The sequence below is a fragment of the Bradyrhizobium sp. JR4.1 genome, assembly GCF_040548605.1.
Lineage (GTDB): Bacteria > Pseudomonadota > Alphaproteobacteria > Rhizobiales > Xanthobacteraceae > Bradyrhizobium > Bradyrhizobium canariense.
The window spans coordinates 735339-751962 of the sequence record NZ_JBEPRY010000001.1 but is presented as its reverse complement, the minus strand read 5'-3'; the positions used below and the strand labels follow the sequence as shown (position 1 = coordinate 751962).

At 64.9% G+C, this 16624-nt stretch carries 13 protein-coding genes; 11 read left to right on the top strand and 2 right to left on the bottom strand.

Annotated elements, in window-relative coordinates:
- Positions 1–58: 58 nt before the first annotated feature.
- The 5 genes from ABIB90_RS03650 to ABIB90_RS03630 all read left to right on the top strand — a co-directional run bounded on the left by ABIB90_RS03650 (position 59) and on the right by ABIB90_RS03630 (position 5186).
- Complete coding sequence (locus tag ABIB90_RS03650) at positions 59–904, top strand: ABC transporter permease (RefSeq protein ID WP_354200223.1); 846 nt, start codon at positions 59–61, stop codon at positions 902–904.
- 4 nt (positions 905–908) lie between these two features.
- Positions 909–1694, top strand: a complete 786-nt coding sequence (locus tag ABIB90_RS03645; RefSeq protein ID WP_354200222.1) for an ABC transporter ATP-binding protein — start codon at positions 909–911, stop codon at positions 1692–1694.
- 70 nt (positions 1695–1764) lie between these two features.
- Entirely contained in the window at positions 1765–2274 is a 510-nt protein-coding gene (locus ABIB90_RS03640) for an OsmC family protein (RefSeq protein WP_212303282.1), read from the top strand.
- A gap of 66 nt (positions 2275–2340) precedes the next feature.
- Positions 2341–3150 carry a hypothetical protein gene (locus ABIB90_RS03635; protein ID WP_354200221.1) on the top strand — a complete coding sequence of 270 codons (810 nt, stop codon included), beginning with the start codon at positions 2341–2343 and terminating at the stop codon, positions 3148–3150.
- 359 nt (positions 3151–3509) lie between these two features.
- Positions 3510–5186, top strand: a complete 1677-nt coding sequence (locus ABIB90_RS03630; RefSeq protein ID WP_007598150.1) for a methyl-accepting chemotaxis protein — start codon at positions 3510–3512, stop codon at positions 5184–5186.
- 107 nt (positions 5187–5293) lie between these two features.
- Here the strand turns inward: ABIB90_RS03630 and mutS are convergent, their stop codons facing one another.
- Entirely contained in the window at positions 5294–8032 is a 2739-nt protein-coding gene (gene mutS, locus ABIB90_RS03625; RefSeq protein ID WP_354200220.1) for a DNA mismatch repair protein MutS, read from the bottom strand.
- Positions 8033–8248: 216 nt separating this feature from the next.
- Between mutS and pcaF the strand changes: the two genes are divergently transcribed.
- From pcaF to ABIB90_RS03595, 6 genes are all read left to right on the top strand, one after another.
- Positions 8249–9457: a 3-oxoadipyl-CoA thiolase gene (gene pcaF, locus ABIB90_RS03620; protein ID WP_007598148.1), complete on the top strand. Its 1209-nt coding sequence runs from the start codon at positions 8249–8251 to the stop codon at positions 9455–9457.
- 115 nt (positions 9458–9572) lie between these two features.
- Complete coding sequence (locus tag ABIB90_RS03615; RefSeq protein ID WP_354200219.1) at positions 9573–10466, top strand: dioxygenase family protein; 894 nt, start codon at positions 9573–9575, stop codon at positions 10464–10466.
- Between the two features lie 91 nt (positions 10467–10557).
- Positions 10558–11259, top strand: a complete 702-nt coding sequence (gene pcaH, locus ABIB90_RS03610) for a protocatechuate 3,4-dioxygenase subunit beta (RefSeq protein WP_007598144.1) — start codon at positions 10558–10560, stop codon at positions 11257–11259.
- The gene (pcaG, locus tag ABIB90_RS03605) at positions 11260–11850 is read left to right on the top strand and encodes a protocatechuate 3,4-dioxygenase subunit alpha (protein ID WP_007598143.1); all 591 of its coding nucleotides are present in this window, start codon (positions 11260–11262) and stop codon (positions 11848–11850) included.
- 207 nt (positions 11851–12057) lie between these two features.
- Complete coding sequence (locus ABIB90_RS03600) at positions 12058–13749, top strand: methyl-accepting chemotaxis protein (RefSeq protein WP_354200218.1); 1692 nt, start codon at positions 12058–12060, stop codon at positions 13747–13749.
- Between the two features lie 163 nt (positions 13750–13912).
- Positions 13913–14887 carry a phosphotransferase gene (locus ABIB90_RS03595; RefSeq protein ID WP_354200217.1) on the top strand — a complete coding sequence of 325 codons (975 nt, stop codon included), beginning with the start codon at positions 13913–13915 and terminating at the stop codon, positions 14885–14887.
- Between the two features lie 174 nt (positions 14888–15061).
- Here ABIB90_RS03595 and ABIB90_RS03590 read toward each other — a convergent pair whose 3' ends face one another.
- Positions 15062–16618: an MDR family MFS transporter gene (locus tag ABIB90_RS03590; protein WP_007598138.1), complete on the bottom strand. Its 1557-nt coding sequence runs from the start codon at positions 16616–16618 to the stop codon at positions 15062–15064.
- Between the last annotated feature and the right edge of the window lie 6 nt (positions 16619–16624).

The window sequence follows — 16624 nt, the reverse complement described above, 5'->3', positions numbered from 1 at the left end:
CGGAGGGCATGGCAAGAGTAGTGTTGCAATCTCGCACAAGACGCGCTTCCTACCGGCCATGATCTCCGACGCGCGAGTCCTGCAACAGACTACGGAACCGGCCGAAAGCGCCGCTGCGCCTTCGTGGTTGTCGCGTTATGGGCGTCCATTGCTGGGTGTGTTGTTGCCGCTCACCCTCGCGCTCGGTTGGGAGTTCCTGGTCTGGCGCGGCTTGTCCAACGGCCGGCTGGTGCCGCCGCCCTCGCGCGTGTTCGCCACCATCGTTGATCTTGCCCGCTCCGGTGAGTTGGTCCGTCACATCGCCGCGACACTGTGGCGCGTCGGTCTTGGTTTTGCGTTCGGCGTGGTCGCGGGCACCTTGCTCGGCGCCATCTCCGGCTATTGGTCGCTGGCGCGGCGGCTGCTCGATCCGACCGTGCAGGCGCTGCGCGCAATTCCATCGCTGGCCTGGGTGCCGCTGTTCATCCTCTGGCTCGGCATCTTCGAGACCTCCAAGATTGCGCTGATCGCGGTCGGCGTGTTCTTCCCTGTGTATCTCGGCGTGATGGGCGCGATCCTCATGGTCGATCGCAAGATCGTCGAGGTCGGTCGCACCTTCCGTCTCTCCGGACCTGCCATGATCCGCCGCATCCTGCTGCCTGCGGTGCTGCCGGCCTATGTCGTGTCCTTGCGCGTCGGTCTTGGTCTGGGCTGGATGTTCGTGGTGGCGGCCGAGTTGATCGGCGCGTCCGAAGGGCTCGGCTATCTCCTGCTCGACGGCCAGCAGCTCGGCAAGCCCGCGCAGATCCTCGCCGCCATCGTGATCTTCGCGATCCTCGGCAAGCTCACGGATTGGTTGATCGAGATCGCGGCTGCGCCCTTCCTGCGCTGGCAGGACGCCTTCGGGCGTACGGTGGGAGCATAATGCGATGCTGGCGCTCGACCGGGTCAGCAAGACCTATCCCAACAGCGTGCAGGCGCTGGCGCGCTTCTCCGCCGAGATCAGGCAAGGCGAGATCGTCGCCATCATCGGCGGCTCGGGCTGTGGCAAGTCCACACTGCTGCGCGCCATTGCGGGCCTCGACCGCGCAAGCTCGGGCACGGTGACGCTCGACGGCGAGGCGATCGCCGCGCCGCATGCCAAGATCGGCATCATCTTCCAGGAGCCGCGGCTGCTGCCCTGGCTCAGCGTCGCCGACAATATCGGCTTTGGTCTTGCCGATGGGCCCGCGACCGAGCGGCGCGAGAAGGTGGCGCGTGCGCTCGATCGCGTCGGGCTCGCCGAGAAGGCGCAGGCCTGGCCGCGCGAGCTCTCGGGCGGGCAGGCACAGCGCGTCGCGATCGCCCGCGCCCTGGTGCCGCAGCCCGAGGTGCTCTTGCTCGACGAGCCGTTCTCGGCGCTCGATGCCTTCACCCGCAGGGACCTCCAGGATCATCTGCTCGATCTCTGGGCCGACACGCGGCCGACGCTCATCCTCGTCACGCATGACGTCGACGAGGCCGTGGTGCTGGCCGACCGCGTGCTGGTGATGCGACCGCGGCCGGGCCGGCTGTTTGATCAGATCGAGATCAATCTCGGCCGGCCACGCGACCGCAATGCGCCGCTGTTCGAGAATTTCAAGCGAAGTGTGCTGACGTCACTCGACCGCTCGCTCGACCGCAACGTGCCCGACCGTGACGCAACCCAGGGTCCCGGTCAGGCCATGTGGTGGTGACAATTTCTCTCTGAGCCGGTACATCGCAAGCCGGTACTTCGTAGAGACGATTTTTCCGGGAGAGAACAAGATGGACGCCGCAGAACTGCGCCAGATGCAGGCCCCGATCAAGGAGCGCTACAAGACCGATCCCAAGACCGCGATGATCACGCTGAAGGCCAAGGGCTCGACCGACAGCGAAGGCATCGCCTGCAAGGTCGAGACCGGCCGCGCCATCGCAATGGCCGGCCTGCATCCCGCAACCGGCGGCTCCGGCCTCGAGCTCTGCTCCGGCGACATGCTGCTCGAGGCGCTGGTCGCCTGCGCCGGCGTCACGCTGAAATCGGTCGCGACCGCGATCGAGGTGCCCTTGAAGACCGGCAACGTCTACGCTGAGGGCGATCTCGATTTCCGCGGCACGCTCGGCGTCGACAAGGAGACCCCGGTCGGCTTCGCCGAGATCCGTCTGCGCTTCGAGGTCGACACTGATGCGCCGCAAGACAAGCTCGACCTGCTGCTCAAGCTGACCGAACGCTATTGCGTGGTCTATCAGACCATCAAGAACGGCCCGAAGGTTTCGGTCTCGATGCAGCGGATGTAGCGAGCGAAGGCCGCTCGCCCCACAATTAGTGTCGTCTCGGCGAAGCCCGGGACGACAAAGAAAAAAATGTCCCCCGAGCTCCACTTCATCCTCATCCTCGTTCTGCGCATGATGGTCGCGGCGGCGTTCGTCGTGACGGCGTCGATCATCACCGAGCGCTCGGGGCCGGTGATCGGCGCGCTGGTCGCGACCTTGCCGGTCTCGGCCGGACCATCCTACGTCTTCCTCGCGCTCGACCACGATGCCGCCTTCATCGCGCAGGGCGCACTGTCGAGCTTGCCGGTCAATGCAGCGACGATCTTCATGTGCGTTACCTATGTGGTGCTGGCACAGCGGCGTAGCCTTCTGGTGAGTTGCGGAAGCGCGGTCGCAGTCTGGATCGTGTTCGCATCGATCATCAAGCAGTTCGATTGGCCGCTCACCGCCGGGCTCGCCGCCAATCTGATCGCGTTCGGCATCTGCATTCCGTTGCTCGCGGGCTATCGCCACGCGAAGATGCCGCTGGTGACGCGGCGCTGGTATGACGTGCCGATGCGGGCTGCGCTGGTCGCGACCCTGGTCGCGATCGTCGTCTCGACCTCGGGCTGGGTCGGTCCCCGGATCAGCGGCATCATCGCGCTGTACCCGGTGGTGTTCTCCAGCATCATGGTGATCCTGCATCCCCGCATCGGCGGCCCTCCGACTGCTGCCGTGCTCGCCAACTCCGCCTGGGGCCTGCTCGGATTCGGCATGGCGATCGCCACAATGCACGTGGCGGTGGAATGGTTCGGTTCGGCCATCGGTCTTGGGCTTGCACTCGCCACATGCATCGTTTGGAACCTTACGCTATGGGGGATCGGGCGCAGTACGTTGCACAAGGCGCGGCAAGCACCGTGACACTACGGACATGCGGCACGGAGTCGCCGGATTCTTCCGTAGCAAACTCGCCATGACCGATCACGAGACGCTTTCCTTCAAACCCCTGAAGGACCAAGGCCATTTCAATTCAGCGCGGACCGAGCAGCGTGTAAGGCGTGCCGTCGTACAGCTTTAGGCTGCTTTGTCGGCCATCGCCTTTCCCAGAATTCGTTAGCACTTTATTCGAGTCTTATAGGTATTGAATCATCTTGCGTACCCGCCTCGGTCTTCGCAACGCGAGTTTACCGGCGGAATTTTCGATTGGAATTCGGTGCGTGTGCCGCGCCGTCACGTCCCCTGATCCCGTCACGCAATTTCATGATTTTGGAGATTCACTGATGTTTGGTCGCAAGTCCCGCAACGACGCGGACGCTCAGCTCGCAGCCATCGGGCGCTCGCAGGCCATGATCGAGTTTGCCATGGACGGCACGATCCTTCACGCCAACGAAAATTTCTTGAATGCCCTCGGCTATTCCCTCGACGAAATCAAGGGGAAGAAGCACGCCATGTTCATGCCGGCCGATCAGCGCGATAGCGCCGAGTACAAGGCGTTCTGGGCCGCATTGAACCGCGGCGAGTATCAGGCAAGCGAGTTCAAGCGGATCGCGAAGGGCGGCCGCGAGATCTGGATCGAAGCATCCTACAATCCGGTGCTCGACGGCGACGGCAAGACGGTGATGGTCGCCAAGATTGCGACCGAAATCACCGAGAAGAAGATCCGGAGCATGACGGACGCTTCGAAGATCGCTGCTGTGGGCCGCGCCCAGGCCGTGATCGAGTTCAAGCTCGACGGCACCATCGTCACCGCGAACGAGAATTTCTGCAAGGCGCTCGGCTATTCGCTTGCCGAGATCCAGGGCAAGCATCACAGCCTGTTCGTGCCCCAGGCCGAGCGCGACGGCGCGGCCTATCGCGAGTTCTGGGCCAAGCTAAACCGCGGCGAATACCAGGCTGGCGAGTTCAAGCGCATCGGCAAGGGCGGCCGCGAGGTTTGGATTCTAGCCTCCTACAATCCGCTACTCGATGAGAACGGCAAGCCCTTCGGCGTCGCCAAGTTCGCCACCGACGTCACCGCCGAGAAGATGAAGACCGCCGATCTCGCCGGCCAGATCGCGGCGATCGAGAAGGCGCAGGCGGTGATCGAGTTCAACATGGACGGCACGATCATCACCGCCAATGCCAATTTCCTCGGTGCCCTCGGCTATTCGCTGGCGGAGATCAAAGGCAAGCACCACAGCATGTTCGTCGAGCCCTCGGAGCGCGATGGCAATGGCTATCGCGAGTTCTGGGCCGCGCTCAACCGCGGCCAGTACCAGGCGGCCGAATACAAGCGCATCGGCAAGGGCGGCAAGGAGGTCTATATCCAGGCCTCCTACAACCCGATCATGGATCTCAACGGCAAGCCGTTCAAGGTCGTGAAATATGCGACCGACGTCACGAAGCAGGTGCTGGTCCGCATGGGCAACGAGCGCGTCCGCAGCATGATGGAATCGGTCGCCGCGGGTTCGGAGGAGCTGAACGCCTCAGTGCGGGAGATTTCCGAGGCCATGACCAAATCGCGCGAGACCGCGATGAGCGCGGTGGAGCAGGTCGCTTCCGCTGATGCCCAGGCCCAGCGCCTCACTGAAGCGGCGCTGGCGATGAGCGGGATCGTCGAGCTCATCAACAACATCACCGGGCAGATCAATCTCCTTGCACTTAACGCCACCATCGAATCCGCCCGCGCCGGCGAGGCCGGTCGGGGCTTTGCAGTGGTGGCCTCGGAGGTCAAGAGCCTCGCTAACCAAGCCAAGCAGGCCACTGACAAGATCGGCGCTGAGATCGGTAGCCTCAACGGTATCTCCGGAGACGTCGTCACCGCCCTGGCTTCGATCAAGACGGCCATCAGCAACGTCAGCGAATATGTGACGTCGACGGCCGCGGCAATCGAAGAGCAGAGCACCGTGACCAACGAGATGTCGACCAGCATGCAGCGCGCCGCAGCGGAAGCAGCGGCGATTTCGGCGAGGGCATAGCCAGCGCTCGGAACGGGGGTGGGTTAGCGGAGCGTAACCCACCTCTTTAGTTTCTGCGGTGACGGAAGTGGTGGGTTACGCCTTCGGCTAACCCACCCCACGGCACCTCATGCCTTCGGCAGCTTGGCCTTCAAAGCATACAGCGCGTCCAGTGCTTCGCGCGGCGACATCTCGTCCGGATGCAGCGCCTTCACCGCGTCCATCAGCAGTTCGGCTTCGCTCGGCGGGGCGGCTTCTGCGGCGGCGCGCGAGGGCACCGCGAACAGCGGCAGATCGTCGGCCAGCGCGCGCGCCGTCTGACCGCGGTCCTGGGCTTCCAGCTTCGCCAGCACCGATTTCGCGCGCGTGATCACGGCCGGTGGCAGGCCCGCGAGCTTGGCGACCTGAATGCCGTAGGAGCGATCGGCCGAACCCGGCAACACCTCGTGCAGGAACACGACGTTGCCCTGCCATTCCTTCACCCGCACGGTCGCGTTGAACATCCGCGGCAGTTTTGCGGAGAGCGCCGTCAGCTCGTGATAATGCGTCGCGAACAGCGTGCGGCAACGGTTACTCTCGTGCAGATGCTCGATCGCGGCCCAGGCGATCGAGAGGCCGTCGAAGGTCGCAGTGCCGCGGCCGATTTCATCAAGGATCACGAGCGCGCGCTCGCCGGCCTGATTCAGGATCGCCGCGGTCTCGACCATCTCGACCATGAAGGTGGAACGGCCGCGGGCGAGATCGTCGGCAGCGCCGACACGCGAGAACAGGCGGTCGATGATGCCGATCCGCGCGCGTGTCGCCGGCACGAAGCTGCCGATCTGGGCGAGCAACGCAATCAGCGCGTTCTGGCGCAGGAAGGTCGATTTACCGGCCATGTTCGGACCGGTCAGCAACCAGAGCTGGCCGGACTTTTGCGCAGGGCCCGGCGAGAGATCGCAGGCATTGGCGATGAACGGCTCGCCATTGCGCTTCAAGGCCTGCTCGACCACCGGATGGCGACCCGCCTCGATGGCAAAGCCGAGAGACGCGTCCACCTCGGGCCGCACATAGTTCTCGTCGATCGCCAGCTTGGCCAGCGACGTCGCGACGTCGAGCAGCGCAAAGGCGTGGGCGGCGGCGCGCAGCTCCTCGCTGATTGCCAGAGCCTTGGCGCAGAGCCGCTCGAAAATTTCGAGCTCGAGTCCGAGTGCGCGGTCGCCGGCATTGGCGATCTTGGCTTCGATCTCTCCCAGTTCCGAGGTGGTGAAGCGGACCTGGCCGGCCAGCGTCTGGCGGTGGATGAAAGTTGAGTTCAGCGGCGCCGACATCAGCTTGTCGCCGTGCTGCGCGGTGACCTCGACGAAATAGCCGAGCACGTTGTTGTGCCGGATTTTGAGACTCTTCACACCCGTGTTGTCGGCGTAGCGCGCCTGCATCGAGGCCACCACCAGGCGCGAGGCGTCGCGGAGATTCCGCGTTTCGTCCAGCGCAGGCTCATAGCCTTGGCGAACGAACCCGCCGTCGCGCTTGATCAGCGGCAGTTGATCGTCGAGCGCCCTGGCGAATTCCGCCGCGAGCTCGCGCGATGGCCTTTGCAGCGCCGCCATCACCACGGCGATCTCCTGCGGCGGCTGGTCGAGTTCGTCAAGCCGCGTCAGCACCTGGTCGGCGGCGATGATGCCGTCGCGCAGGCCGGCGAGGTCGCGCGGCCCGCCGCGGCCGACGGATATACGGGCCAGCGCCCGCGACATGTCGGGGGCGCCGCGCAGGATGCTGCGGATGTCCTCGCGCGCGGCCGAGTCGGCAACGAAGCTGCCGACGGCATCGAGCCGCCGCGCAATCGCCGCCGCATCGGTCAGCGGCGCGGCAAGCCGCTGCGCCAGCAGGCGCGAGCCGGCCGAGGTCACCGTGCAGTCGATCGCATCGAGCAGCGAGCCGCGGCGTTCTCCGGCCAAGGTCCGCGTCAGTTCGAGATTGGCACGGGTGGCGGGATCGATCGCCATGGTCGCGCCCGAGGCTTCGCGCGCGGGCGGCGACAGCGGCGGATGTTTGCCGACCTGGGTGCGGTCGACATAGGTGACGGCGGCGGCGGCGGCAGTGGCTTCCAGCCGCGTCAGCTGGGACAGTCCGTCCATGGTCGCGACGGCAAAATAGTCGCATAGCCGCTTCTCGGCGGTGGCGCCGTCGAAGACGTCGCGGGTCAGCGGCGTCACCGCCGGCAGCTCGCGCAGAGTCTGTCCGAGCTCGCGATCGTTATAGAGCGCGTCGGTGACGATCACCTCGTTCGGATTGATGCGCGCCAGAGTGGCGGCGAGTTCGCCGCCCGAACATTCCGTCACCGTGAATTCGGCGGTCGAGATGTCGATCCAGGCGAGGCCAAAGCGGTCACCGCCCGCCGATGAGCGCGCGCGCGCGAGCGCCAGCAGGTAATTGTTGGCGCGCGCGTCGAGCAGCGTGTCCTCGGTCAGCGTGCCCGGCGTGACCAGGCGCACCACGCCGCGGCGCACGACACTCTTGTTGCCGCGCGCCTTGGCGGCGGCGGGATCCTCGGTCTGCTCGCACACCGCGACCCGGTGCCCGGCGACGATCAGCCGGTGCAGATAATCCTCGGAGCGCTCGACTGGCACGCCGCACATCGGGATATCGGCGCCTTGATGCTTGCCGCGCTTGGTCAGGACGATGCCGAGTGTCCTGGAGGCGATCTCTGCGTCCTCGAAGAACAGCTCGTAAAAGTCGCCCATCCGGTAGAACAGCAAGAGGCCCTGATGCGCCGCCTTGATTTCAAGGTACTGTTCCATCATCGGCGTGACGCGCGCGGCGGCTTCCGCCTGCGGCGCGGGCGTATCGTCGGGGGGCGGTACAGGGATCGGTTGTTGCATTGTCATGGGCGGCGCAACCTACAAAATTTCGCCCCGCGCTCCTATCGCTTTGGCCGGGGAGGGGAGGTTTTCCACGTTGTCCGCACCGCGGCATGCGCAACTCGCGTGCGCACCCCCAGGAACACGCGCGTATCGGTCAATTGACCTCCCGCGGGCACCCTCCTAAAACTCCGCCGACATTGAAGAATTTAGGCCGGATCGCGGCATTCAGGGAGAACAACGATGCGTGACGTCTTTATCTGCGATGCCGTGCGGACCCCGATCGGCCGTTTTGGCGGCTCGCTCGCCAAGGTGCGTGCCGACGACCTTGCGGCGGCCCCGATCAAGGCTCTGATGGCCAAGCACCCCAATCTCGACTGGGCACAGGTTGACGAGGTCTTCTTCGGCTGTGCCAACCAGGCCGGCGAGGACAACCGCAACGTTGCACGCATGGCGCTCCTGCTTGCGGGCCTGCCGGATTCGGTTCCAGGCCAGACCCTGAACCGGCTCTGTGCCTCCGGTCTCGATGCGGTCGGTGCCGCCGGCCGCGCCATCCGCTCCGGCGAGATCGAGCTTGCGATTGCCGGCGGCGTCGAATCCATGACGCGCGCGCCCTTCGTGATGGGCAAGGCGCAGGAAGCGTTCTCGCGCTCGGCTGAGATCTTCGACACCACGATCGGCTGGCGCTTCATCAATCCGCTGCTGAAGGCGCAGTATGGCGTCGACGCGATGCCCGAGACCGGCGAGAACGTCGCCGAGGAATTCCAGGTCTCGCGCGCCGATCAGGACGCCTTCGCGATCCGCTCGCAGCAGCGCGCGGGCGCCGCGATCGCGGCCGGCTATTTCGCCGAGGAGATCATCCCGATCACCATTCCCGGCGGCAAGGCCGGCCCTGTTACAGTCGACAAGGACGAGCATCCGCGTCCCGAGACCACGCTGGAAGCCCTGACCAAGCTCAGGCCGATCGTGCGCAATCCCGGCACGGTGACCGCCGGCAACGCCTCCGGCGTCAATGACGGCGCTGCCGCGATGATCCTGGCGTCCGAGGCTGCCGTGAAGAAGCACGGCCTGACACCCCGCGCGCGCATCCTCGGCCTCGCCTCGGCCGGCGTGCCGCCGCGCATCATGGGCATCGGCCCGGTGCCGGCCACCCGCAAGCTGATGGAGCGTCTCGGCAAGAAGATCAGCGATTTCGACCTGATCGAGCTCAACGAAGCCTTCGCCTCGCAGGGCATCGCCTGCATGCGCCAGCTCGGCGTTGCCGACGATGCCGATTTCGTCAATCCGCATGGCGGCGCGATCGCACTCGGTCATCCCCTCGGCATGAGCGGCGCGCGCCTCGCGCTCACCGCCGTACACGGCATGGAGAAGCGCGGCGGCAAGCTGGCGCTCGCCACCATGTGCGTCGGCGTCGGCCAGGGCGTGGCTGTCGCGATCGAGAAGCTGAATTGACGAGACGCGCAGCGTGCCGTCATCCCGGGGCGGGGCATTTGCACCGAACCCGGGATCTCGAGATTCCGGGTTCAGCCCTCGGGCTGCCCCGGAACGACAGGGAGAAAACCGTGCCATGATCATCGCGAGCGAGCAGGACGTCACGGCCGCGGCATTGGCGGTGATGGAGCGGACGTCAGATCCGCGGCTGCGCCAGATCATAGTCTCTCTGGTCAAGCACCTGCATGCCTTCGTCCGCGACGTTCGCCTGACGGAGAAAGAGTTTCGCGACGCCACGGCTGTCATCGCCGAGCTCGGCAAGCTCTCGACCGACACGCATAACGAGGTCGTGCTGATGGCAGGCTCGCTCGGCGTCTCGCCGCTGGTGTGCCTGCTGAACAACGGCGATGAGGGCAACACGGAAACCGACCAGTCGCTGCTCGGACCGTTCTGGCGGCTGAACTCGCCGCGGGTGGAAAATGGCGGATCGATCGTCCGCTCCGAGACGCCGGGCGCGCCGCTGTTCGTCAACGGCCGCGTCGTGGACAAGGACGGCCGTCCCGTCGCCGGCGCCGAGGTCGATGTCTGGCACGCATCGCCCGTGGGTCTCTATGAAAACCAGGACCCCGAGCAGGCCGACATGAACCTGCGCGGCAAGTTTACGACCGACCACGACGGAGCCTTCTCTTTCCGCTCCGTGATGATGGTCGGCTATCCCATTCCGACCGACGGCGTGGTCGGCCGCCTTCTGGAGGCGCAAGGCCGGCATCCCTATCGTCCCGCGCACCTGCATGCGTTGATCTTCAAGCCCGGATTCAAGGTGCTGATCTCGCAGGTCTACGACCCCGCCGATCCGCATATCGACAGCGACGTGCAGTTCGGCGTGACCAAGGCGCTGATCGGCAAGTTCCTGCGCCATGACACGCCACATCCGAGCGAGCGCGACGTCGCGACGCCATGGTATTCGCTCGACCATGTCTACCGGCTCGAAGCCGGCGAGGCCGTCCTGCCGCGTCCGCCGATCAAATAGGGCTCAAAGCCGCTTCCCCCAATTAGTTATATCCTATAATGATTGGCGGAAGCGTTGACCGGTCGGAAAAAGGCCGGGGAGGAGTTCGCCAATGACATTGATCTATCCCGTCGACAGCAACACGGCGCATCCGCTGCCGCTGTCGCCCGAGTACAAGAGCTCGATCAAGCGCGCGCCGAACAAGCCCTTGATCCCGATGCGCCATACGCTGTCGGAGCTGACCGGCCCGGTCTACGGCCATGAGACCGTGCGCGAGGGCGACAGCGACCTCACCACTCAGCACACCGGCGAGCCGCTCGGCGAACGCATCATCGTGCACGGCCATGTGCGCGACGAGGACGGCCGCGGCGTGCCGAACTCGCTGGTCGAGATCTGGCAGGCCAATTCCTGCGGCCGTTACGTTCACGTCCGCGACCAGCATCCGGCGCCGCTCGATCCGAACTTTACGGGCGCGGGCCGCACTGTCAGCGATGCTGCGGGCTATTACCGCTTCGTCACCATCAAGCCCGGCGCCTATCCGTGGGGCAACCATCATAACGCCTGGCGTCCCGCCCACATCCACCTCTCGGTGTTCGGCCATTCCTTTGTCACGCGTCTCGTGACGCAGATGTACTTCCCGGCCGATCCGCTATTCCCGTTCGATCCGATCTTCAATTCGGTGCCGGACGAAAAGGCGCGGGCGCGGATGGTGTCATCGTTCGATCTCGAGAACACCCAGCCCGAATGGGCGCTGTGCTACCGCTTTGATGTCGTGCTGCGCGGCAAGAACGCCACCCCTATGGAGAACCATTAAGTGCAGGACAATGGGATCACGCCGTCGCAGACCGTCGGCCCGTTCTTCAAATACGGCCTGACGCCGACCGGCGAGTACGCCTGGAACGACGCGTTTACCAACTCGACGCTAACGCCCGACGTCACCGGCGAGCGTGTCCGGATCGAGGGCCGCGTGTTCGACGGCGATGGGGTCGCCGTGCCCGATGCCATGCTGGAGATCTGGCAGGCCGATGCGCAGGGGCGCTTCGCCGATCCGCAGGACAAACGCGCCCTGCCGAATGCGAGCTTCCGTGGCTTTGCCCGCTGCGGCACCGACAAGGACGGCAATTATTCCTTTGAAACCATCAAGCCGGGCGCGGTGCCCGATCCCGACGGCAAGCCGCAGGCACCGCATATCCTGCTTGCGGTGTTCGGCCGCGGCATGCTGCGGCATCTCTATACCCGCATCTATTTCAGCGACGAGGCCGGCAATGCCGCCGATCCCGTGCTGGCGGTGGTGCCGGCCGACCGCCGCGCCACGCTGACGGCCGTGCGCGAGGCCGGCAAGCCGGTGTACCGGCTCGACCTGCGGCTCCAGGGCGACAACGAAACGGTGTTTTTCGACGTGTGACCCCAGCGTCGTCCCGGTCAGGCCAAGCGCCGATCCGGGACGACAGCGGAGGACGGGCCTGATTTCGCTGCCCGAAACCGTTCACCTGACGCCGTTTCCCGTATTTTTTCGGAGCTCGCGCGATGCAATTTCTGCGCGAAGCAATCCCGTGTTTACCGTAATCCTCTAGGGTCCGTGGGATTCGGCGCGGCCCCATTGGATTATTCCATGAAAATTCGCCTTTCGCTTTCTTCCGCAATCATTGCTTTCGGCGTCGTTCTGGCGATCGGTTTCACCGCCGTGGTCTCCACCAGCCTTTACGCCTTGAAAGAGCTAAAGGTCGGCGGTCCGCTCTATTCCGACATCAAGCTGGGCAATGACCTCATCGCCGACATTCTGCCGCCGCCGGAATATGTGATCGAGGCCTATCTCGAGGCCACGCTCGCCATGCGCGAGCCCGACCAGCTCGCGGCCCATGGCGAACGCCTGGTCCAGCTCCGCAAGGACTACGACGAGCGCAAGGCATTCTGGGTCACCTCCAGCCTCTCGGCCGACCTGAAGACGGCCCTGGTGTCGAAATCCGACGCCGAGGTGCAGAAGTTCTGGAAGCTGTTGTCCGACCAGCTCCTCCCCGCCCTCAAGTCCAAGGACACGGCCGGCTCCGAGCGCGCCTACGCGCAGCTCAAGGATGCCTACACCGCGCACCGCGCCGTCATCGACAGCATCGTCGAGAGCGCCAACAAGCAGAATGCCGACATGGAGAAGCTGGCCGCGGACCGCGACAGCTCCATGCTTTATATCCTCCTCGGCGTCTCCGCCGCCGTCCTCGCCTTCATTGCGGCGGGCCTGCTCGGCGTCGCTCTCGGCGTGATGCGCCCGATCGTGCGCATGACCAGCACGATGCAAAAGCTCGCGACCGGCGATCTCGCCGCCGACATTCCTTTCGCGCATCGGCAGGACGAGGTCGGCTCGATGGCGGGCGCGCTCCTGGTGTTCAAGCAGGCGGCGGTCGAGAATTTCCGGCTGCGCGAGGAGCAGTTGCAGAAGGAGCATGAGGCGGCGCTCGCCAAGCGCGGGGCCCTGCACCAGATGGCCGAAACCGTCGAGCGCGAGACCGGCCGCTCGGTCGATACCGCGAGCGCGGCGACGCAAGGCGTGGAGCGTGCCGCCTCCAGTCTGTCCGAGATCGCAAGGTCGCTCTCGACACAGTCGCAGGCGGTCGCAGCCGCCTCGACCCAGGCCCTCGGCAGCTCGCAGACCGTCTCGGCCGCAGCGGAAGAACTCAGTGCTTCGATCCGCGAGATCGCAACCCAGGTCGCGCGGACCAGCACGGTTACAAAATCGGCGGTCGCCGGTCGGGAACAGGCGCGCTCGACCATCCAGACGCTGGCTGGATCGGTGAAGAAGATCGCCGAGGTCTCCGACCTCATCGGCGGCATCGCCGGCCAGACCAATCTGCTGGCACTCAACGCCACGATCGAGGCGGCGCGGGCCGGGGAGGCAGGCCGTGGCTTCGCGGTGGTCGCCGCCGAAGTGAAATCCCTGTCCGACCAGACCGCCAAATCCACCGAGGAGATCGCGCGGCTGATTGCCGAGATCCAGGCCTCGACGCAGGCCGCAGTCGATGCCGTCGAAACCATGGGAGGCCACATCGTCGAGATCGACGGCGTCGCCACCTCGGTTGCCGCCGCGATGGAAGAGCAGGACGCGGCGACGCGAGAGATCACGCGGTCGATCTCCGAATCGGCGTCCGCGGCCAAGGAGGTCTCGGCCAAGATCGGTGATGTCAGCCGCGACGCCGCCTCCGTGAACGAGCGCGCCGCGGAGGTCAGGCAGGCGATCGCCGGCATGGCGGCCAATCTCGAACAGCTCCGGTCGGTCGTGGTCCGGACGGTGCGCGACTCGACAGCGGCGGCCTGAGCCGGGCGCGACGTCGTTCGCTGGCGCCTGCGGCCGTGATCGTGCAGTATGACGCGGGACAGGGGCATCGTGGTTCATGACACCTCCACAATTGCCGGCGGTCGTTGAGCCCGCCCAACTGACAGCTGCGCTGCGTAGGAGTGGCGTACTGGACGCCGGCGCAGTGCGCGAAGTGAAGGTGCTGCATCAGCACCCGGCCATGGTGTCACAGGTCATCCGCCTTGGGCTGCGTTATGTCGGGGAATCCGCCGGGGCACCGCCCTCCGTGATCCTCAAGATGCCGCATCCGACCTACGCCAAGACGTTGGCCAATTCCGGTCGGCAGGAAGTGGCCTTCTACACTCATCTTGCACCGAATATGCCGTCGCAGATCGTACCGCGCTGCTACGATGGCCATTTCGACGAGGAGAGCCAGGACTGGCATCTGCTGCTCGAAGATCTCACCGGCAGCCATGAGATCGCGGCAGCTTGGCCGCTGCCGCCTTCGCGCGATCGGGCAACGGCGATCGTCACCGCACTCGCGCGCTGGCACGCTGCGTGGTGGGATCATGCCAGCCTTGGTGAGGCTGTCGGCTCCTGGTCAAGCGTCGACGAAAGCGTGAGGCAGATGGAGACCTTCGCCGGCCATTACGACCGCTTCGCCGATCTGCTCGGCGACCGCCTCAGCGAAGAGCGCCGAATCCTCTATCGGCGCTTCATCGACCAGTCGGGCCACCTGCTCCAGCGCTACCATTCACACCGCAACGTGACCGTCGTCCACGGTGACGCGCATTGCTGGAATTTCCTGGTGCCGCGCGCCGGCGTCGCCGATAGCGTACGCATTTTTGATTTCGACCGGTGGCGCATCGGCGTGCCTACAAGCGATCTCGCCTACATGATGGCGACCCAATGGTATCCGGAACGCCGGCAGGCACTCGAACGGGCGCTGCTCAACCGCTACTATGAGACGCTGATCGCGTACGGTGTCGCCGGCTACACACGCGGCGCGCTGGACCAAGACTATCGCTGGTCGGTGCTCTGGCACATCACGAAGCCGGTTTGGCAATGGAGCGTCAACACCCCAGAGGTCGTCTGGTGGAATAATCTGGAGCGCGTGATGATGGCGGTCGAGGATTTGGGTTGCGAGGAATTGTTGTAACTGCTCACGCGATAAACCGGTGTCATCCTGGCGAAAGCCAGGACCCATTACCCCAGGGAAAGGTTGTGGCGCGAGGCTGGTAACCACGACTTACCACCAAACTCCTCCCTGGGGTAATGGGTCCTGGATCTGCGCTGCGCTTGTCCAGGACGACGGCGGAAGTTGTGACCCACGTTACTCCATCACCGCATGTTCCGGCCCGGCCGCCTGCTTGCGCAGGGTGGCCTTGGTCGAGCCGATCAGCAGGGCGAGCGGGATGGTGCAGAGGATGAAGAACATCACCAGCTGGTAGTCGTGCGCAAAGGCGATGATCTGGGCCTGCACGCTGACCATGCGATCGGCCATGGCGCGGCCGGCGTCGGTGGAGAGATTGATCATGCCGCTGACGCTGGGCATCTGGAGCGCGTGGTTGAATGGATTGATATGCTCGGACAGGATCGCGTAGGTCCGCCGCGTGCCCTGCGTCAGCTGGGCGATGACGACGGAAATGCCCACCGAGCTCGCGACGTTGCGCATCAGGGTCAGCATCGCGGTGCCGTCGGTGCGTAGCTCATTCGACAAGGTCAGGAACGCCACCGTCGATAACGGCACGAAGACAAGGCCGAAGCCGAAGCCCTGGATGACGCTGACGGTCACGATCTCCGGCACCTGGGTCAAATCGGTCCAGCCGGTCATCTGGAACAGCGAGCCGGCGGTCAGCGTCAGGCCCGTGATGATCAGCGTACGGGCCTCGACATAACGCATCATGCGGCCGACCAGCATCATCGCGAAGAAGGTGCCGAAGCCGCGGCTCGCCAGCAGCAGGCCCGCGGTAATGATGGGATAGCCGATCACGTTCTGCATATAGGGCGAGGCCAGCGCCATGGTCGAGAACAGCACGAGGCCCATCACGACCATGAACATGCAGCCGGTGACGAAGTTGCGATCCCTGAAAAGCGCAAAACGGATGAACGGCGTCGAGGTCGTGAAGGAGTGCGCGATGAAGAAGTAGAAGGCGACGGCCGAGACGATGAACTCCGCAAGGATTTCACCTGATTCGAGCCAGCCCAGTTGCTCGCCGCGGTCGAGCGCGAGCTGAAGCGAGCCGATCGCGACCGCCAGCGCCGCGAACCCGAACCAGTCGAACTTGAGACTGAGATCCTTCCGGGTCTCGTCCATGAAGATGATGAGCCCGATCACGGTGATGGCGCCGAACGGCAGATTGACAAAGAACACCCAGTGCCAGGAATAAGTCTCGGTCAGCCAGGCGCCGAGCGATGGACCCATGATCGGCCCCATCATCACGCCCATGCCCCAGATCGACATCGCCTTGGCGCGTTCCTGGAGCGTGTAATAGTCGAGCATCACCGATTGCGACAACGGCACCAGAGCCGCGCCGAACACGCCCTGCAGCAGGCGGAACAGCACCATCTGGTTGATGTCCTGCGCAAGCCCGCACAGCACCGATGCCATGGTGAAGCCGGCCGAGCAGATGATGAAGATGCGCTTGCGGCCGAAGCGGTTGGCGATCCAGCCCACCGGTGCCGTCATGATCGCGGCGGCGACGATGTAGGAGGTCAGCACCCAGTTGATCTGGTCCTGCGAGGCCGACAGCGTACCCTGCATATAGGGCAGGGCGACGTTGGCGATGGTGGTGTCCAGCGCCTGCATGATGGTTGCCGTCATGGCGCAGATCGTCACCATGTTCCGGCGCAGGCCGGGAACCATCAAATGGGCATTGGGGCCGGACATCGGATC